Annotated in this window: 17 protein-coding genes; 8 read left to right on the top strand and 9 right to left on the bottom strand. The window is 65.8% G+C overall.

All coding sequences use genetic code 11. The features are described from left to right. Positions 1–99: 99 nt before the first annotated feature. Together IEY31_RS13295 and IEY31_RS13300 are read right to left on the bottom strand one after the other, a co-directional pair. Complete coding sequence (locus tag IEY31_RS13295) at positions 100–1,239, bottom strand: ABC transporter substrate-binding protein (RefSeq protein ID WP_188972788.1); 1,140 nt, start codon at positions 1,237–1,239, stop codon at positions 100–102. A 148-nt stretch (positions 1,240–1,387) separates the two neighbouring features. After that, the gene (locus IEY31_RS13300) at positions 1,388–2,617 is read right to left on the bottom strand and encodes a PucR family transcriptional regulator (protein ID WP_188972790.1); all 1,230 of its coding nucleotides are present in this window, start codon (positions 2,615–2,617) and stop codon (positions 1,388–1,390) included. Positions 2,618–2,741: 124 nt separating this feature from the next. On the opposite strand from IEY31_RS13300, the gene IEY31_RS13305 reads away from it, so the two are divergent. The 8 genes from IEY31_RS13305 to IEY31_RS13340 all read left to right on the top strand — a co-directional run bounded on the left by IEY31_RS13305 (position 2,742) and on the right by IEY31_RS13340 (position 11,306). Continuing rightward, complete coding sequence (locus IEY31_RS13305; RefSeq protein ID WP_188972792.1) at positions 2,742–3,542, top strand: fumarylacetoacetate hydrolase family protein; 801 nt, start codon at positions 2,742–2,744, stop codon at positions 3,540–3,542. Positions 3,543–3,573: 31 nt separating this feature from the next. Further along, positions 3,574–5,139 (top strand): 5-carboxymethyl-2-hydroxymuconate semialdehyde dehydrogenase, encoded by a 1,566-nt coding sequence (gene hpaE / locus IEY31_RS13310; protein ID WP_188972794.1) that lies wholly within the window; start codon positions 3,574–3,576, stop codon positions 5,137–5,139. Between the two features lie 73 nt (positions 5,140–5,212). Beyond that, the gene (gene hpaB / locus IEY31_RS13315) at positions 5,213–6,706 is read left to right on the top strand and encodes a 4-hydroxyphenylacetate 3-monooxygenase, oxygenase component (protein ID WP_188972796.1); all 1,494 of its coding nucleotides are present in this window, start codon (positions 5,213–5,215) and stop codon (positions 6,704–6,706) included. Beyond that, the gene (gene hpaD / locus IEY31_RS13320; RefSeq protein WP_188972798.1) at positions 6,699–7,676 is read left to right on the top strand and encodes a 3,4-dihydroxyphenylacetate 2,3-dioxygenase; all 978 of its coding nucleotides are present in this window, start codon (positions 6,699–6,701) and stop codon (positions 7,674–7,676) included. Before hpaB ends, hpaD begins: the two co-directional genes overlap by 8 nt. 173 nt (positions 7,677–7,849) lie before the next feature. Beyond that, entirely contained in the window at positions 7,850–8,941 is a 1,092-nt protein-coding gene (locus IEY31_RS13325; protein WP_188972800.1) for a sulfite oxidase, read from the top strand. A 14-nt stretch (positions 8,942–8,955) separates the two neighbouring features. Further along, positions 8,956–9,786 carry a 2-oxo-hept-4-ene-1,7-dioate hydratase gene (gene hpaH / locus IEY31_RS13330; protein WP_229723602.1) on the top strand — a complete coding sequence of 277 codons (831 nt, stop codon included), beginning with the start codon at positions 8,956–8,958 and terminating at the stop codon, positions 9,784–9,786. Continuing rightward, on the top strand, positions 9,779–10,543 hold the full coding sequence (gene hpaI / locus IEY31_RS13335; RefSeq protein ID WP_188972805.1) for a 4-hydroxy-2-oxoheptanedioate aldolase: 765 nt from the start codon (positions 9,779–9,781) through the stop codon (positions 10,541–10,543). The genes hpaH and hpaI overlap by 8 nt, the downstream gene beginning before the upstream one ends. Before the next feature lie 70 nt (positions 10,544–10,613). Then, a complete protein-coding gene (locus IEY31_RS13340) occupies positions 10,614–11,306 on the top strand; it encodes an HAD family hydrolase (protein WP_188972808.1) in 693 nt (230 codons plus the stop codon). 246 nt (positions 11,307–11,552) lie between these two features. Here IEY31_RS13340 and IEY31_RS13345 read toward each other — a convergent pair whose 3' ends face one another. From IEY31_RS13345 to IEY31_RS13375, 7 genes are all read right to left on the bottom strand, one after another. Continuing rightward, positions 11,553–12,425 carry a ParB/RepB/Spo0J family partition protein gene (locus IEY31_RS13345; protein ID WP_188972810.1) on the bottom strand — a complete coding sequence of 291 codons (873 nt, stop codon included), beginning with the start codon at positions 12,423–12,425 and terminating at the stop codon, positions 11,553–11,555. Then, positions 12,422–13,228 (bottom strand): ParA family protein, encoded by an 807-nt coding sequence (locus IEY31_RS13350; RefSeq protein ID WP_188972812.1) that lies wholly within the window; start codon positions 13,226–13,228, stop codon positions 12,422–12,424. The genes IEY31_RS13345 and IEY31_RS13350 overlap by 4 nt, the downstream gene beginning before the upstream one ends. Positions 13,229–13,458: 230 nt before the next feature. Then, positions 13,459–14,796, bottom strand: coding sequence for a family 1 glycosylhydrolase (locus IEY31_RS13355; protein ID WP_188972814.1), 1,338 nt, complete (start codon positions 14,794–14,796; stop codon positions 13,459–13,461). 28 nt (positions 14,797–14,824) lie between these two features. Then, positions 14,825–15,700, bottom strand: coding sequence for an SDR family oxidoreductase (locus IEY31_RS13360; RefSeq protein ID WP_188972815.1), 876 nt, complete (start codon positions 15,698–15,700; stop codon positions 14,825–14,827). Positions 15,701–15,836: 136 nt separating this feature from the next. Continuing rightward, positions 15,837–16,934: an NAD(P)-dependent alcohol dehydrogenase gene (locus IEY31_RS13365; RefSeq protein ID WP_188972817.1), complete on the bottom strand. Its 1,098-nt coding sequence runs from the start codon at positions 16,932–16,934 to the stop codon at positions 15,837–15,839. 46 nt (positions 16,935–16,980) lie between these two features. After that, entirely contained in the window at positions 16,981–18,501 is a 1,521-nt protein-coding gene (locus IEY31_RS13370; RefSeq protein WP_188972819.1) for a mannitol dehydrogenase family protein, read from the bottom strand. A gap of 45 nt (positions 18,502–18,546) precedes the next feature. Further along, positions 18,547–19,215 (bottom strand): nucleoside/nucleotide kinase family protein, encoded by a 669-nt coding sequence (locus tag IEY31_RS13375; protein WP_188972821.1) that lies wholly within the window; start codon positions 19,213–19,215, stop codon positions 18,547–18,549. Between the last annotated feature and the right edge of the window lie 19 nt (positions 19,216–19,234).

Raw genomic sequence — 19,234 nt, forward strand, 5'->3', positions numbered from 1 at the left:
GGTGAAATCACACTTACTGGCCACATTGCGGCCCACAAAGGGCGGCGCACGGAGACTGAATCTCGCGTGCGCCGCTTGACCAACTGAAGCGTTACCCGGTCACTTGATCAGCTTCCACTTCCCGTCCACGACCTCGACCATCACGCGGCTGCGGGCGTCCAGACCCAGGTGATCGGTGGCCGACAGGTTGAAGATGCCGTGCGCGCCGATCACGTTGCGCGTGCCTTCCAGGGCGTCACGCAGGGCGCTGCGGAATTCGGCAGTGCCGGGTTTGGCTTTTTTGAGGGCCACTGGAATGGCCTTTTGCATCAGCAGGCCAGCGTCCCACATGTGCGCCCCAAACGTCGAAACGCTGTCCTTACCGTACTTGGCCTCGTACAGGCTGGCGTAGTTCAGGCCCACTTTCTTGTTGGGGTTGGTGTCGGGCAGCTGATCGGCCACCAGCACCGGGCCGGCCGGCAGAATCGCGCCTTCAACGTCCTTGCCGCCCACCCGCAGGAAGTCCGCATTGGCGACGCCGTGGGTCTGGTAGATCTTGCCCGCGTAGCCCCGGTCTCCCAGGGTCTTCTGCGGCAGCACCGAAGGCACCCCGGATGCGCCAACCAGCACGGCATCCGGCTTGGCGGCCAGCACCTTAAGAACCTGCCCGGTCACGCTGGTGTCGCTGCGGCCGTAGCGCTCCTCGGCCACCACCTTGATGCCACGCTGGGCGGCGTTCTTTTTCAGTTCGGCCAGCCAGCCCTCGCCGTAGGCGTCATTAAAGCCGATGTATCCCACCGTCTTGATCTTGTTCTGCTGCATGTGCTGCACAATCGCGGAGGCCATGATTGCGTCGGTCTGCGGCGTCTTGAACACCCACTGCCGCTTGGCATCCACCGGCTTGATGATGGTCTCGGAGGCGGCCAGGCTGATCATCGGCACCTTGGCCTCGGAAACCACGTCGATCATGGCCAGCGAGGCGGGCGTGGTGGTGGTCCCCACGATGATGTCCACCTTGTTGTCCTGAATCAGCTTGCGGGCGCTGGTCACGGCGGCGGTGGTGTCGCTGGCATCATCCAGGATGGTGTAGATGATCTTCTGACCGCCGATGGTCTGCGGCATCAGCGCCACGGTGTTGCGCTCCGGAATGCCCAGGCTGGCGGCGGGGCCGGTGGCCGACACAATCACGCCCACGCGGATCTCGGCAAAGGAGAGAGAGGAGCAGGCCAGCAGGGCGGTCAGCAGTAAACGGGTTTTCATGGTGGAACCTCCAGTCTTGAATGCGGCAGTTGAACTCAGCAGATCGTGAGTGCAGAACGTGAGTTGAGGACGCCGGAATGCTAGCAGATGAGGGAGGCCCCCAAAGTGACCCCTCCCGGTGGGGGGAAACGGTTCGCCGGTCTGCTCGTCACGTGACGAGCAACTGCGCGTCCTGCCCGGATTCGGAGTGAAAGGCCAGGTACAGGCGCGCCAGCAGGGCCGGGTCATCGAGACGGCCGCCCAGCAGTTCTTCGGCGCGGCGCAGGCGGTAGCGCAGGGTATTGGGATGGACGCCCAGTGCGCGGGCCAGCGTGGACAGCGGTCCCCGGTGTGCCAGGTACGCCCGCAGCGTCTGAACGGTACGCCCGTCGTCCCCCACCGCCGCGAGCTGGGCGCCCACCTGCGCGGCCAGCACCGTCAGGCTGCCGTCTGCGAGCAAGGCGTGCAGGGGGTCTATTTCGTGGAACACCGTGCAGGCCCGCTCCGGCCGGGTGGCCCCCAGAGCCTGCCGCGCCTGCGCGAAGGCGTTCTGAACGCTTACCGGCGTGTCGGCCGAGGCGCCGGAATGCCGGCTGCTCACCCCCAGCCGCACGTCCAGCGCCGTCGAGGCGCCCAGCGCCACGTACAGTTCGCGCGCCTCGCGGGCCAGGTCCAGGGTGGTCCACAGCCACACCGCCTGCCCCCCCCGGACCGTGGCGTGCCCCACCAGCCGCCGCTCGCTGAAGTAGCCCTCACCCACGGCGGCCAGCAGGTCCAGCGCCTGCGCCTGATCCGCGACGGTGGGCGGCAGCGTGGCCGCCGCCAGCGCAAAGGCCTCCCCACCCAGTCCGCCGCCCTCGCCAGGCTGACCCGACAGCAGTGCGTCGAGCATCCTCTCCCCCACCCGCCGCCGCGCCGCGCCCGCCGCCGCTGTTCGCAGACGGGCCAGCAGGGCGTATTCAGCCAGCACCTCGCCCAGCCCCCGCCACTCGGGAGCGAAAGCGACGCTCAGTGCCCCAACGTGACGCCCACCCTGCTCCAGCCGCAGCGTCTCCTTGACAAGCGCGGCCTGTCCAGACCGTTTGCCCGCTGACGCAACCGTGTCCCCCCAGCTGGTCTGGATCTCGGCAAACCCCCCGGTCCAGCGAACGGCCAGCCGCACCAGTTCCCGCTCCGGCTGCGCCGACAGGGCCGCGCCGCGCAGGGCCGTGAGCAGGGTGGTCACGCCCACTGCCCCCAGCGCCGCCTGGGCCAGAAGGGCCGCGGCCGCCTCTGTCACTTCGGAAGCGGGCTGGTCCGGCAACAGCCGCGCAGCCTCGGCCGGCTCCCGAAAAGACCGGGAATCGCCGTTGTCTCCAGGCTGGCCCAGGCGACGGCGCACTTCTCCAAGGGTGGGCATTTGTTTAAAGATACAAAAATATTGCCGCCAATGCAGCTCTCGGACAACAGCTTGCTGGGGCGCCAGCCTATGCTGTTGGGCAGCCACTTTTAACCTCTCGCGCCCTGACCTCTGTGGAGACGCCATGAAAAATGCCCGCTTTATCGCAGGAGGCCGCCGCCTGAACGGCCACCTGCAGGATGGAAAACTGATTGACGCCGCCGGCGTCGCGCACGCTCCCGACGATGTTCAGTTCCTGCTGCCCGTTGAGCCGCCCAAGGTGATCGCCCTGGCGCTGAACTACAACGACCACGCCGGAGAGCTGGGCCTGACGCAACCCAAGGAACCCGCGCTATTCTGGAAGCCTAACACCACCCTGCTGCCGCACCGGGGCAGCGTGATCTACCCTCGCGGCGCGGAGTTCATGCATTACGAAGTGGAGCTCGGCGTGATCATCGGGCGCGACGCCCGGCGCGTGAAGGCCGCCGACGCCATGGATTACGTGGGCGGCTACACCATCGGCAACGATCTGGTGGTGCGCGACTACGTCACCAATACCTTCCGCCCCCCGATGCGTGGCAAGGGCTGGGACACTTTTGGACCGCTGGGACCGTATTACGTGACCGCCGACGAGATTGCCGATCCACACGATCTGAAACTGACCGCGCATGTCAACGGCGACCTGCGCCAGGAAGGGTCGACACGCGACATGATCTTTTCCATCCCCGAGCTGATCGAACATATCTCGCGCTTCATGACGCTGCAAAAAGACGACGTGATTCTGACCGGCACGCCCAAGGGCATCTCGCACGTGCGCCCCGGCGACGTAATGACCCTGGAAGTTCAGGGGCTGGGCACGCTGATCAACGACATTGTCGAGGAGGACGAGGGCGCCGAACCCATTCAGGGCAAGGAAAGCAAGGAAGGCGAGTGGGACGGACGATGACGCCCCTGTGGACCTCTTTCAAGGAGTCAAGATGACCTGGACTGCCACCCATCCCAACCACGACCTGGCCGTGCAGCTGCGCGAGCGCAGACTCAGCGGCGGCCTTCAGCACTTCATCGGCGGGCAGTGGACCGACTCGCACAGCGGCGAGACCTTCGAGACGCATTCGCCGGCCGACAACTCGGTTCTGACGACTGTCGCCAGTGGTGACGCCACTGACATCGACCGGGCCGCCCGCGCCGCCCACGACGCCTTTCAAACGTGGCGCGAGGTGGGCGGACAGGAACGCAAAAAGATTCTGCACCGGGTGGCCGATCTGATCGAGAAACGCGCCCAGGAGATCGCAGTGCTCGAAAGCGTCGATACCGGCCAGGCCATCCGCTTTATGAAATCGGCGGCGGCGCGTGGCGCGGACAATTTCCGCTTCTTCGCGGACCGCGCACCCTCGGCAGCGGACGGCCAGAGCCTGCCCGCGCCCGGTTTCATCAACTACACGCTGCGCCAGCCCATGGGCCCGGTCGGGGTGATTACCCCGTGGAACACGCCGTTCATGCTGTCCACCTGGAAAATCGCACCTGCGCTGGCCGCCGGATGCACGGTGGTGCACAAGCCCGCCGAATGGAGTCCGGTCACGGCGACGCTGCTGGCCGAGATTATGGATGAGGCGGGACTGCCGAAGGGCGTCCACAACCTGGTCCACGGCTTCGGTGAGAGCGCCGGCCGGGCATTGACCGAGCATCCGCTGATCAAGGCGGTGGCCTTCGTGGGCGAGACCACCACCGGCAGCCACATCATGCGGCAGGGGGCCGACACCCTTAAGCGCGTCCACTTCGAGCTGGGCGGCAAGAATCCAGTCGTCGTGTTCGATGACGCTGATCTGGAAAAAGCGCTGGACGCCGTGGTCTTCATGATCTACAGCCTCAACGGCGAGCGCTGCACGTCCAGCAGCCGCGTGCTGATTCAAGAAGGCATTTACGACGAGTTCACCGCTCGCATTGCCGAACGCGCGAAGAACATCCGTGTGGGTGACCCGCTGGACCCTGAGACTGAAGTGGGTCCGCTGGTCCACCCGCGCCACTTCGAGAAAGTCATGGGTTACTTTGATCAGGCGAAGAAGGACGGCGCCACGATTGCCGCGGGGGGTGAGCGGGTTGGGCACGAGGGCAACTTCGTCTCCCCTACCCTGTTCACCGCCGCCCGCAACGACATGCGTATCGCGCAGGAAGAGATCTTCGGCCCGGTGCTGACCGCCATTTCCTTTGTGGATGAGGCCGAGGCGCTGTCTCTCGCCAACGACGTGCAGTACGGGCTGGCCGGGTACCTGTGGACCAATGACCTTACCCGTGCGCACCGCTTCGCTCAGGGGCTGGAGGCCGGCATGATCTGGGTCAACAGCGAAAACGTGCGTCACCTGCCCACGCCCTTCGGCGGCGTCAAGAACAGTGGCATCGGGCGCGACGGCGGCGACTATAGCTTCGAGTTCTACATGGAGACGAAGAACATCGCCATCTCGCTGGGCACCCATAAGACGGCGCGGCTGGGCGTGGGCAGCCCGCAACCAGAGCGGGACCGGGCCGATGGCCGGTTGGCCGAGTGAGGGGTGGGCCGATTCGCCGCAACCCAAACCCCGCGCTGGTTTCCTCCGGCCACGCCGGAAAGGAGCAATAAACATGGCCGCCATCACCGGACAGCAGTTCCTGGACCGCCTTCAGACGCACCCGCCCACCCTCTACATCGACGGCGAACGAATCGCCGATCCCACCACCCATCCCTCCACCCGCAACATGTGCCAGTCGCTGGCCGGGCTGTATGACCTGCAACACCAGCCCGACCTGCGCGACGCCCTGACCTACGAGGAGAACGGCGAGCGACACGCCATCAGCTTCATGCCGCCGCGCAGCAAAGAAGACCTGCGGCGCATCGCCGAGGCCCACCGCATCCGCGCGAACTACTCGCTGGGCTTTCTGGGCCGCGCGCCGGACTACATGAACGCCAACGTGATGGCGGCAGGGATGGGGGCGGACTACTTCGGCCAGTGCGAAGCCAGCCGTCCCGGCAGCGAGAGGCGCGACTTTGCCGCCAACATGCGCCGCTACTACGAATTCGTGCGTGACAATGATCTGTGCCTGACCCACGCCCTGACCAATCCGCAGGTCAACCGTGCCAAGCAGGCCTCCGAGATGCCCGATCCGTACATTGCCCTGGGCGTGGTGGAGGAAACCGAGGAGGGGGTCGTGGTGCGCGGCGCGCGGATGATGGCGACGCTGCCGATTGCCGATGAGATCCTGGTGTTCCCATCCACGGTGCTGAAGGAAAATGCCGACAAGAGCCGCTATGCGATGGGCTTCGGCATTCCCACCAACACGCCGGGCCTGAGCTTTCAGTGCCGCGAGCCCATCGACGTGGGCCGGGATCCCGAGGACCACCCCCTGGGCAGCCGCTTTGACGAGCAGGACGCCTTCGTGATCTTTGACGACGTCCTGGTGCCGTGGGAGCGCGTGTTCCTGCTCTACGACGTGGAACTGGCCAACAAGGCTTACGCCGGCACCGACGCCGTGCTGCACATGGCCTATCAGGTGGTCAACCTCAAGATCGCCAAGACCGAGGCCTTCCTGGGCACCGCGCAGAGCATCGTGGACGCCATCGGCAGCGGGCAGTTTCAGCACGTTCAGAGCAAGGTGGCCGAGATCATCGTGATGCTCGAGATTATGAAGGGGCTGGAGGCGGCTGCGCTGGCCGATGCGGAGCCCAACAGGTACGGTGTGATGACCCCGGCACGTGGCCCGCTGGACGCCGCCCGCAACTATTACCCCGCCAACCACGCCCGCCTGCCGGAGCTTCTGCAACTGCTGGGCGCGTCTGGCATCATCATGATGCCCAGCAAGGCTGACCGTGAAGGGCCGCTGGGTGAGCAGATCGCCAAGTACCTGCAAGCGGGCCGCGCCACCGCCGAGGAACGGCTTAAGCTGTTCCGGCTGGCCTGGGACATGTCGATGAGCAGCTTCGCCGGGCGGCAAACGCTCTACGAGCGCTACTTCTTCGGTGACCCGGTGCGGATGCATTCGGCGCTGTACGAGGTGTTTGACAAGCAGCCCTACGTGGAGCGCATCCAGGCCTTCCTGAAGCGCGAGGACAAACGTGAGGCGGTGGCGGCAGATGACTGAAGCCGGTCGGCCGAACATCATTCGCATCGCCCACGCCGTTTTCACCGTCAAGAATCTGGAGGCCAGCCGCGAGTTCTACGTTGATCTGCTGGGCATGAACGTCCTTCACGAGGAGCCGGGCGCGCTGTACCTGCGCGGCGTGGAAGACCGCGAGTGGACGCTGAAGCTGGAAGAAAAGGGCACCTCTACCGTGCGTCACCTGGCCTACCGGGTGCACGGTGAGGGCGATCTGGACGCGCTGGTGGCCCTGGCCGAGCGCGAGGGTCTCCCCCACCGCTGGGAGGAGGAGTTGGACCGCCCCCGGCTGCTGCGAATGCAGGACCCCTTCGGTGTGCCGGTGGCCTTCTACCACGTCAGCCAGAAGTACCCGTGGCTGCTGCAGGACTTCCACCTGCACCGGGGACCGGGCCTGCAGCGCGTCGACCACGTCAATGTGATGGTGCCGGACGTGGAACAGACCATGCGCTGGTACATGGATACCCTGGGCTTCCGCCTGTCCGAGTACACCGTGGACGAGCAGGAACGCTACTGGGCTGCCTGGATTCAGCGTCGCGGCGGCGTGCACGATCTGGCCCTGACCAATGGCCCCGGTCCCCGGCTGCACCACTGGGCCTACTGGATGCCCGACGCCATGTCCATCCTGCGGACCTGCGACATTCTCGCGGGCGCGCGGCAGCCCGAGCGCATAGAGCGTGGACCCGGGCGGCACGGCGTGTCCAACGCCTTCTTCCTGTATGTCCGGGACCCGGACGGCCACCGCATCGAGCTGTACACCAGCGACTACATCACCGTCGACCCGGACTTCGAGCCTATCCGCTGGCTGCGCGACGACCCGCGCCGCCAGACGCTGTGGGGGGCCAGAACGCCGCGCAGCTGGTTTGAGGAGGCGTCCGAGATGGAGGCCTTTGACGGAGGCACGGTGCCGCCGGTGGCCGGGGAACTCACCGGCATTCCCATCCACGTGATCTGAATGGAAAACGAGGGTGCGGGTGCCGGTGACCCGGCGGGGCACGGTCCCAGGTCCGTTCTGAAGCCCCGGAGAGCGTGGTTGCTCTTCGGCCTTTCATCATTCAGGTGAAACGATTCAGCTCAGGTCTCTATGATGGGGCGAAGACAACTGATATCCCATTCACAGGAGGCCTTATGTCCGGTTCCCCAGCACTCCTTCCTGCTGCACCTGTGGTGCGGCAGGCCGAGCCGCCCAATCTCGAGCCGCCCTTTCACGCACTGGACGGGCGCATCACACCAACCGAGGGTGTCTATGTCCGCAGCCATTTTCCCGCACCTGAACTGGACGAAAAGCGGTGGCGGCTCCGGATAGGCGGCCTGGTGCACTCACAGCTGGAACTCTCCTTTGAAGAGCTGAAATCCATGCCGGCCCGAACCATCGCCGCCACGATGGAATGTGCGGGTAACAACCGGATCTACCTGTCGCCCCGCATGCCCGGCGTGCAGTGGGACCTGGGGGCGGTGGGCACGCCCGAGTGGACCGGCGTGCCGCTGCGTGACGTGCTGGAGCGTGCAGGGCTGAGAACCAACGCGCTGGAGGTTGTCCTTGAGGGGGCCGACTGCGGCACCCTGACCGATCCGGGCCGCACCCCCGGCGACATCCACTACGCCCGCAGCCTGCCTCTGGACAAGGCACTGGACGACGTCGTGCTGGCCTACGCCATGAACGGACAGCCACTGACACGCGATCATGGGTTTCCGCTGCGCGCCGTGGTGCCGGGCTGGTACGGCATGGCGGCTGTCAAATGGCTGCGCACCCTGCACGTCACCGATTCCCCCTACCAGGGGTTCTTCCAGACCGTGGACTACTCGTTCTGGCAGAAAAGAGACGGGCTCTCGCCGCAGATGCGGCCGGTGACCACCATGCTGGTCAAGGCGCAGATTGCCCGGCCGGCCCCACACGCCACGGTGACGGCGGGAAGTATCTACGAGGTGACCGGCGCGGCCTGGACCGGCGAAGGTGACGTGACGCGGGTGGAGGTGAGCAGCGACGGCGGGCACACCTGGGCCGACGCCGAGCTGCTCGACGCCCCACTGGCCGGCGTGTGGCGGCGCTGGCGGTTCAGTTGGCACGCGCCCGAGGAGCCCGGCACGGTCATCCTGAAAGCCCGTGCCACCGATTCGGCGGGCCGCACGCAGGAGGAAGGCCACGACGCTGGACGCGGAGGTTACATGATCAATTTTCCATTGCCGGTTACGGTGTATGTCAAGGGTGGCCGGCCGTGACGGCGGAGGAGCGCGTGATTCCCACAGCAGCTCTCGCCGGGCTGGCCGGCGAACTGCAGGCGGCTGAAGCCAGCGGCATTCAGATCGCTCCCCTTTCCGAACGCTATCCGGGCATGACCTTTGCAGACGCCTACGCGGTGCAGCGGGCCTGGGTGGAGCTCAAACTGGAGGCCGGTGGGCGGGTGCGTGGCCACAAGATCGGGCTGACGTCGCGGGCCATGCAGCTGGCCTCGCAGATCACCGAACCCGATTACGGCACCCTGCTGGCCAGCATGTTCTACGAGCCCAACGGCGACATTCCGCTGTCGGACTTCGTGGCGCCGAAGGTGGAGGTGGAACTGGCCTTCCTGCTCAGGACGGACCTGAAAGGACCGGAGGTGACCGTGTTCGACGTGCTGCGCGCCACCGAGTACGTGACCCCGGCCGCCGAGATTATCGACGCACGCATCCAGCGGACCAGTGCCCAGACCGGTAAGCCGCGCCGGGTGTTCGACACCATCAGCGACAACGCCGCCAATGCCGGGGTGATTGTGGGAGGCAGCGCCGTGAAACCTGACGCCATTGACCTGCGCTGGGCGGCGGCGCTGTGCATCCGCAACGGTGTAATCGAGGAAACCGGGGTGGCGGCGGGCGTGCTGGGTCATCCGGCACAGGGCATTGCGTGGCTGGCCAACCGGCTGGCCCCGCACGGCGAACATCTGAAGGCCGGAGAGCTGGTGCTGGCCGGCTCGTTTACCCGCCCGGTGGACATCGCTTCCGGCGACGTGTTTACTTTCGACTACGGGCCGCTGGGCACATTCTCGTGCCGGTTCGCCGGACAGGCGCGGGGGGCGGCCCATGGCTGAGAATACCTTTAAGGCGGCCCTGGCCCGCGGTGAAACGCTGTGCGGCCTGTGGCTGGCGCTGGCCGATCCCTACAGCGCCGAGGTCTGCGCCGGGGCGGGCTTCGACTGGCTGCTGATCGACGGCGAACATGCGCCCAACGATCTGCGCAGCACCCTGGCCAGCTTGCAGGCGCTGGCCGCGTACCCGGTGGTTCCCCTGGTGCGCCCGCCAGTGGGTGACACGGTGGGGATCAAGCGGCTCTTGGACATCGGTGCGCGCAACATCCTGATTCCGATGGTCGAAACGCCCGAGCAGGCGCGCGAACTGGTGGCCGCCACCCGTTACCCGCCGCGCGGCGTCAGGGGCGTGGGGGCAGCCCTGGCGCGGGCCAGCGGCTTTGGGCGCGACGCGGCGTACCTCAGTCACGCCGATGACGGCGTCTGCCTGCTGCTGCAGATCGAGTCGGTGGCCGGACTGGCGGCGCTCGACGAGATCGCAGCGGTGGACGGGGTGGACGGCGTGTTCATCGGCCCGGCAGATCTGGCGGCGTCGTTCGGGCAGCTGGGCCAGCCGGGCCACGCCGATGTTCAGCAGGCCATTCAGGACGCTGCGCGACGCATCCGGGCGGCAGGCAAGGCTGCGGGCATTCTGTCCACCGACGAGGCCCAGGCCCGGGTGTATCTGGACTGGGGCTACACCTTCGTTGCAGTGGGCACCGACGTGACCCTGCTTGCACGCGCCACATCAGGGCTGGCGGCGCGCTTCAGGACTGATTGAAGCCTGCTCGTCACGTGACGAGCAGGCTTCCCCCACGGTTGACGGAGCCCGTCTCCTCTACCCTGCGTCCATGATCGTCGCCTTTGTCAATCCCCAGTCCACCCTGCTCGGCGTGGACCCCACCGCCGAGCAGGAGCGCACGGCCGCCGGCCTCTCTGCACTGCTGCAGCAGGCCGAACTGATTCCCGTAACCGGCATGGACGAGGCCGAGCTGCTGTCGGTTCCGGCTGCCTTCACGTCCTGGCAGATTTTGCGGCACGGCGCGGTGGTGATCGGTCCTGACGGCATGGAAGACGTCCCGTGGCGACGCCTGACCCTGGAAACACAGCAACTGCGGGCAGACGGGCTGCAGCTGGCTTTTCAGGCCGCCACACATATCAGCCAGCTGGCGCAGCTGGAACTGGACGTCACGCTGACCCAGCATTCCGGGCTGCCCCTGATGGTGGAACTCAAACACCCCTACGGGCTGGAGCTGGCGCTGGTTCAGGCCGAACGCGAGCTGCGCGAATGGCTGGATGGCGGCCCGTTTCAGGCCGATCTGCGTGTGCTGAAGCAGGCAGACACCCTGACCCTGCTGCCGCGTGAACTTACCCCCGAGAGCGCGGTGAATTACGTGCTGGGTCAGCTGCCACCCGAGGTGACCCTGGTTCTGGGAGTCAGCGCGCACGAGGGAGACGGCGCGTACCTGGCCCTGTGCGACTACGCCGTGTTGCCGGGGGACAGCGCGTGGCTGAGACGGCCCACGCCGGAAGAGGACGAGTAACCGCAGCCCGCCGGAACACGCTTCCTTTCAGGAGTACGTTCTGGGAAGGTCCTGACATCCTGGGCGGCACGCTGGTTGTGAATGGCCAGCGTCTGGAACGCAGGTGTCGCCGGTACCGGCCCGCTGCTCGTCACGTGACGAGCAAACAACCCAGACGGCGGATCTTCCCGTTCAACGCCCTGGGGAGCCCCGTGGAGGGTAGGGTCAGGGCGCCGTTTAACAGTCGGCTGCCTCCTGAAGGCGTGCCTATTCCGACAACAGACGCTCCACCTGCCGCAACAGCTTTTCCAGCTGGGTCCGTTTGCGGGCGTCCAGACGCTCCAGGGTCTTCTGGTCGCCCAATTGCCGGGCCAGCGCCTTCCAGTTGTCGTCGGCGGGCGGCGTCGGTCTGATTGCCTCGCGCAACCCCTGAACCGTGGCACCCTCGCGGGCCTGCGTGATCAACTTTGCACGCTGCTCTGCGTTTGCCACCCGCCCGATCACCAGCGCCTTGCGGTAGTCCAGGCCCTCACGCACAGCGGACTGCACGTCGCCGGGCAGGTTGAGTACGGCGGCGCGGTTGCGGATAAAGCTGCGCCAGGTTTCTCCGCCCAGCGCGCCGAAGGCCCTGTCCAGGCCCGCTACCCGCTCTGGATCCTGGTCAGGGTGACGGTCCAGAGCGAACATGCGGGCCACCGCTTCGCTTTCCGGTGAGTCCAGCACGGCGGCAGCCACCTGCAACCGCGCCCGCACCTCCTCAATCACGTTCAGGTTCTCTCGCTGCAGGTTCTCCACCGCCGCGGCCATGCGGGCGTCGGTGTCGCTCAGGGTGCGGATCAGAACCGGCACCTCGCTCAGGCCCGCCTGCTGGGCCGCACGCCAGCGCCGCTCGCCTGCCACGATCTCGAAACGTTCCGGCCCCAGAGGACGAACCAGAAGAGGCTGCAAGACGCCCTGCTCCCTGACGCTGCGCGTCAGTTCGTCCAGGGCCCCCGGCGCGAAGTGGCTGCGCGGCTGGAACTGACCCGGCTGCAGCTGGCTCAGGGGCAGGGTGGTTCCGGCAGGCTGGGTCAGCGAGTCCACCCCCTGCACCAGCCCGCTCAGGCGCGAGCCAATCACCGGACGGGCTTTGCGGGTCACGCCTCACCCCGAACGGGTGTGGCATCGCCCAGAGTCAGGCCAGCAATCTCCACCTGCAGGCCCACAGCCCGCGCGATCTCGCCCGTGACCCTCAGGACGTCACGGTGCACTGGTGATCCAGGGGCATACACCCCGACCGGTTGCCCCGCGCTGGAACTGTCGTTCCACACAGCGCCCCGGTCTGCGATGGGGCTGGCGATGGGGGAGAGCAGGCCCTGCAGCGCCGCGTACGCCTCGCGGTCATGGGAGCGGCGCGAGTCGTAAAGGGTGGGCACGTACAGCGCCACGGTCAGGTCTGGACGCAGCTTGCGGTAGGTGGCCATTGCCTCGGACAGCCCCGCCAGCGCGTTCATGCCTTTCTGGCGGGTCGGCACCGGCACAATCAGGTGGTCAGCGGCCAGCGCCCCCAGAATCGACAGCTGACCCAGGCTGGGCGGACTGTCGATCAACACCACGTCGTAGCGATCCGCCTGGGCCGCGAGCGCCTGACGCAGGTGCAGGTGCGCGCCCACCACCCCCATCATCTGCCCCTCGGCCAGGGCCAGCGACACGTCGCTGGGAATCAGATGCAGGCCGTGGACCTCGGCCGGCGCAGGCAGTGGGTCGCCGCGCGTAGCCGTGCTGTAGATGGTCTGGGCCTGGGTCACGCCGCTGACGCCCAGCCAGTCGGTCAGGTTGGCCTGCGGATCGAGGTCCACGAGCAGCACACGCAACCCCGAGTGTGCCAGCGTATAGCCCACATCGCGGGTCAAGCTGGACTTCATGACCCCTCCGGCGTGGTTAAAGAGTGTCAATGTCCGCATGAACCCCAATCTACCGCGCCACCGAGGACAATCGGCGCTGGAAAACGGTTGCTCGTCACGTGACGAGCAACCGGGCCAGGCTCAGTGTCTGGCAGAAAAACCCCGTTGGCAAGGAGGCGAGAGCAGATGTGGGGGCGCACACAGCACCAGGGCATCCGCACGCATGCACATGTCAGGAGAGGAAAGAGGACAGGATCATTCCACAGGCCCTGGTGTTGTTCACGCTGCAGCTACACTTCAACCTTCAGCCTCGCCGGCTGATCCGTGATTTCAAACAGCTCGGTGTTCGGGGACACCGTAATCTGGCCGAAGTTCTCCAGCAGCTCGCGGTAGGCGTGGGCCACTGGATTGGGCTTGCGGTCCAGGGTGTACAGACCATTGGTGTTGACCGTGCCCCTCTTCTCGGCCAGCTCAATGTCCCAGTCGATCTGATCGGTCAGGCTGTACCACGTGAAGCCAACGACAGGCGTTCCCTCCTGACGCAGCCGCATCACATTCATCCACTGCTTCCACAACCAAGTGGGGGCCAGCTCAAGATCAGCGACGTTGGTCTCGCTGTGAAACACCGGCTTCATGTAGCGCTGGTGGTAGCCCTTGACGATCTGGTACCAGCCAAACACGTCCTCGCCGAAGATCATCTCACCGTCGGGTTTGATGATCTTTTCGTTGTGACCGTAATAGTCGCTGCCCATGATCTGATGACCCGGCGGCTCCCCGGCCATGAACCACTCGTACTCCTCGCGGGATAGACCGTTGTCCATCAGGTACAGCAAGACTTCCGCATCGGGTGCCACGGCGTAGTTCAGGTCCAGTGACAGAAACCGCAGGTGGTTCTGCATCGAGATCTCGCGGCGGGGCTCCGGGCTGGCGTCATGCATGTACTCTGCGCTCTCGGCCTGCACGATAATCGCGTCGGAGCGCACGCGCGCAATCGACTGGCAGGCCAGAATGTTGGCGGCCACGCCGTGCTTGAGGGCGGTTACAAAACCCCGGTCGGACTTGAGCTGCTCGTTCCACAGGCCGTCCTGGGCGCTGGCCTTGGCAGTGACGTACATCTCGTTGACGGGCGTGTAGTAGCGCACCCAGGGATAGCGCATCGCCACCGCCTCGGCGTACTCGGCAAAATGGACCGGCAATTCCGGGTTCTGGTAGTTGCCCAGCCAGTCCGGTACCCCGAAATGCATCAGGTCGAGAATCGGCGTGATGTCCAGACGGCGCATCTCGGCCATCACCTGGTCGGCAAACTCCCAGTCGTACTTGCCGGGTCCCTGGTGAACACGGTAATAGGGGAGACCGTAGCGCAGGTATTTAAGCCCCAGGTCCTTGACCAGATGCAGGTCCTCCTGCCAGCGCCCGTAGTGATGGCCTTCTTCCAGCTGATCGCGGCGAACCCTGCCGTGTTCGATGGTGGGATACGAACACTCGATGCCGGTGGCGAACATGAAGTTGCCGGCCTGTCCGGTAGGCAGGCCCCTGCCGCTGCTGCCCGCTGCGCCGCCGAACTCGTCGCCGCTGTAGTTGCCGTCGCCCAGCTGGTCCTTGACGATCTCCAGAAAACCCCTGCTCATTGGTCTGCCCCCCGCACCCTGGCAGGCCTCACGAGTCGCTCGACAGCTTGCCACCAGTGACGTGCAGCAGCGAGCCGGTCACAAAGGAACTGTCCTGGCAGGCCAGGTAAACGTAGGCCGGGGCCAGCTCTTCCGGCTGTCCAGGGCGGCCCAGCGCCACCTCATGGCCGAACTTCTGGACCTCTTCAAGCGGCATGGTGCCGGGAATGTTGGGGGTCCAGACTGGTCCGGGCACCACCGCGTTGACGCGCACGCCGTTGCCCAGTTTGCCAAACTGCAGGGCCAGCGACTTGGTCAGTGCGTGGATCCCGCCCTTGGACGCCGTGTAGTCCACCAGGATCGGATTGCCCGTCTCACCGACAATCGATCCGGTGTTGATGATCGCGTCGCCCTCTTTCAGATGCGGCAACGCAGCCTGAATCATGAACACATACCCGAAAAGGTTGGTCTCCAGCGTGCGTCGCAGTTGCTCCTCGCTGATGTCCAGAATGCTGTCCTGCGTCGCCTGGAAGGCGGCGTTGTTCACCAAGACATTCAGGCTGCCGTACTGGTCCACCGTCTGATTTACGGCGTCCAGGCAGGCGGCCTTCTGGCGCACATCGGCTTTAATGACCAGACACTGGCCCCCGCGATCTTCCACCATCTGTCCGGTGGTCTGCGCGTCGCCATCGTTCTCGTTGTACAGGATGGCCACCTGCGCACCTTCCAGCGCAAAGGCCAGCGCCACCGCCCGCCCAATGCCGGAATCAGCCCCAGTCACCAGCGCAACCTTGCCTCTGAGTTTGTCCGCGGCCCGGTACTGCTTCAGGTCACTCTGCGGCTGGATCCCCATCTCGGACTGCTTGGCCGGGTAGGGCAGGGTTTCGGCGTTCTTGAAATCTTCGGACGTGGGTCGGTTGGGCATGGGCGCCTCCTTGAATGAAGCCCATGCTGTGACAGCCTGACCCCTGCTTGTGTCTGCTGCGCTACGCGGCGGCGCAGTTTCAAGAAACGCTGAAGGGAGGGCAGAGGCCTCCGGCCGCCCTGCGGCGGCACGGCCCTTAGCCCACGTCAATCATCACTTTCATGCTGCTCCGCTTTTCCCGATCCACAAACTCGAACGCTTCAGGCGTCTGATCAAATGGGAAGCGGTGGGTGACCAGCGCGTCCAGATCAACTGCGCCGCTGGCCACCAGTCCGATGGCCGCCGGGTAGCAGTTGGCATAACGGAACACGCCGCGCAGGGTGACCTCGCGGCTGGCGGCCGACACGATGTCCAGGCTGACCTCCGGGTCCGGTGGCAGGCCCACCAGCACCGCCCGGCCGCCAGGCCTCGGCGCGGCCAGGGTCATGCGCGTGGTCGGCAGGCTGCCTGCCGTCTCAAAGGCCACGTCCACCCCCGCGTGGGTCAGCGGCAGGTCACTCCGCGTCAGTTCGTGGATCACGGCCAGCACGTCCTGGTTGCGGGCATTGATGGTGTGCGTGGCCCCCACCCTGCGCGCCACTTCCAGCCGGAAGTCTTCCAGATCGACGGCGACGATGGTGGTGGCCCCTGCCGCCTTCGCCGCCTGAATGGTGGTGCAGCCAATCGGCCCCGCGCCGAACACAGCCACACTTTCCCCAGGCCCTACATTGCCCTTACGGGCTGCCCAGATGCCCACCGCCAGCGGTTCCAGCAACGCCCCCGCATCGTCACTGATGCTGGCGGGCAGCTTGAAGGCGAAGTCATCCGGCCACACCACGTACTCGCCCAGCGCGCCGTTGACCGGTGGCGTGGCCATGAAGGTCATGTGCGGGCACAGGTTGTATTCACCGCCCTTGCAGTACACGCAGCGGCGGCAGGGGTAGCCCGGCTCCAGCGCCACCCGGTCTCCCACCGCCAGACTGGTCACGCCCTCGCCCAACGCGTCCACGACGCCCATGACCTCGTGGCCCAGCACCAGCGGAGCCTCTACCACGAAAGGACCGATGCGCCCGTGGGTGTAGTAATGCACGTCGCTGCCGCACACGCCGATGCGCCGCACGCGTACGCGTACCTCACGGGGGCCGGGGGCGGGCACCTCGCGAGTTTCCCATTTTAAATTACGGATGCCATGCAACACGCTGGTCCGGGAAAGCTGCGTTTCCGGGCTGGTGGGGGGATGGTCAATGAAAGTCATAGCTACGCCTCGGTTTTGACTGGGTGGGGCAGGGAAGGGGCGGCTGTCAAGAACGGTGTCCAGCAGGAGACGGCGCCGTGTCATCTGAGCGAGACGTTTCTATCAACGCCTCCACTGCGCCGACAGGGCCGAGGCGGCGCAGGCCTTCGCGGGCCGCCAGATACGCGGCCTTGAAACGTGGGTTGTCACCCAGCTCACCGAACACTTCCTTGAGTTGCAGGAACGCACCGGGCTGGGCAGTCTCGCGGCGCACAGCCTCTAGAAGTGTCGGACCGCGCTGATCCTGGAGCGGCGGGACCGGGCCGCCCGCATTCACCGCCTCCAGATATGCCGCCCACGAGGCCACCACCAGCGCGGCGTGACTGATCTCGCCGTCCCGCGCCAGTTGATCGCGGACCACCGGCAGCAGGAACTTGGGAATGCGCTCGGAGCCGTCAAAGATCAGGCGGGCCAGGGTGTCCTGAATGGCCGGGCTGGCGAAACGCTCGATCAATTCGTGCTGGTAGACGTTCAGGTCTATACCGGGCACGGGCTTCAACGTCGGCACGCCTTCACGGCCCATGTAACCCAGCAAAAAATCCACGAAAACGGGCCGGCGGCAGACCTCGTGAACGTAGGTATGCCCGGCCAGCAGGCCCAGGTAGCCCATCGCCTGATGCGCAGCGTTCAGAAGCCGCAACTTCATCAGCTCGTAGGGTTCCACATCGGCCACCAGTTGCACGCCCACCGTCTCCAGCGGGGGCCGTCCCAGCGTGAACCGGTCTTCCAGAACCCACTGCGTGAAACTCTCGCCGATCACCGGCCAACCGTCGACGATGCCGGACTGCGCGGCCAGTTCCTGCCGGTCCCGGTCGGTGGTCATGGGTGTGATGCGGTCCACCATCGAGTTGGGAAAGGCGACTTCATGGGCAATCCAGTCGCCCAGATTGGCGTCCTTGAGGCGTGCGAAGGCCGACAGTACACCCTGCGTCACGTGGCCGTTGCCCTGGATATTGTCGCAGGACACAACGGTAAACGGCGGAATTCCGCGTTCACGGCGGCGGCGCAGACCCTCGGTCATCAGGCCGAACACTGTTCGGGGCACGGCGCCCACTTGCAGATCGTGGGCGATGTCAGCGCCCGTCGCATCGAACTCGCCCGTCGCGTTGTTCAGGCTATAGCCGCCCTCAGTCACGGTCAGCGACACGATGCGCGTGGCAGGATCGGCCAGCTTCTCGATCACCCGGTTGGGATCGTCCGGGGCAAACAGAAACTCGTGAATTGCGCCGATCACGCAAGTCTCCGTCTCGCCCGCCGGGGATTTGGTGACCAGGGTGTAGAGATGGTCCTGCGCAGCAAGGATGTCCCGCATCCGGGCGTCGCCGGGCAGTACGCCCACGCCGCAGATCGCCCACTCGGCCTGGCCCCCGGAATTCAGCACCCGGTTCAGATACATCGCCTCGTGCGAGCGGTGAAAGCCGCCGACGCCGAAATGCACGATGCCGGTGCGGAGCGTACGCGGATCGTACTCGGGTACGGCCACGCCAGGGCCGAGTTGATCGAGGTTGTTCAAGTTGAGCTGGGTCATGGATGACGCTCCAAAGAGGTTCGAGACAGGGACTTAGAGTGGACTTTATTCGACCAATTGAACGATCAGATCGGCACGGGCGCGGGTGGCGTGAATGAGGGCGGCGTTGGGCCCATCCACCGTCTCCACCCAGGAGGCTGCCTCGTCGGGAGCTTTGCCGAAAGCCACGTGACGAGCATGCAGACGTGAGAGGCGCACACTGTCGGGCAAGTCCAGAAACCAGACCGCATCCAGCACGGGTCTGACCCGGCCCCACGCCCCATCGTTCAGCAACAGGTAATTGCCCTCGGTAAGAATCAGGGGCGTCCCAGCGGGAACAGCAATGGCGCTGCCAATGGACGCTTCAAGGTGGCGGTCAAAGGTGGGAGCGTACACCGTCTGGTCCTTTTCCGCGCGTAGCCGTTCAAGCAGCGCCGCATAGCCGCCCGCGTCGAAGGTATCCGGTGCGCCCTTGCGGTCACGGCGGCCCAATCGGTCCAATTCCGCGTTCGCCAGATGAAAGCCGTCCATGCCCACCAGCGCCGCCCCAGCTCCCAATTCTTCAGCCAGCGCCGCGCAGAGGGTGGACTTGCCCGCCCCCGGTGCGCCCACGATGCCCAGAATGCGCCGCTCACCGTGGACGGTGGTGGCCCGCGCCCGCGCCAGCAACTCGGCCAGAGTCGCCCGAACGGTTTCGGGAGAGGCCAGGTGTGGATGGGGAGGTGGGGCAGTCATCTCAATTCTCCATTGGGGA

Source organism: Deinococcus aerolatus, assembly GCF_014647055.1.
In the GTDB taxonomy this organism is placed as follows: domain Bacteria; phylum Deinococcota; class Deinococci; order Deinococcales; family Deinococcaceae; genus Deinococcus; species Deinococcus aerolatus.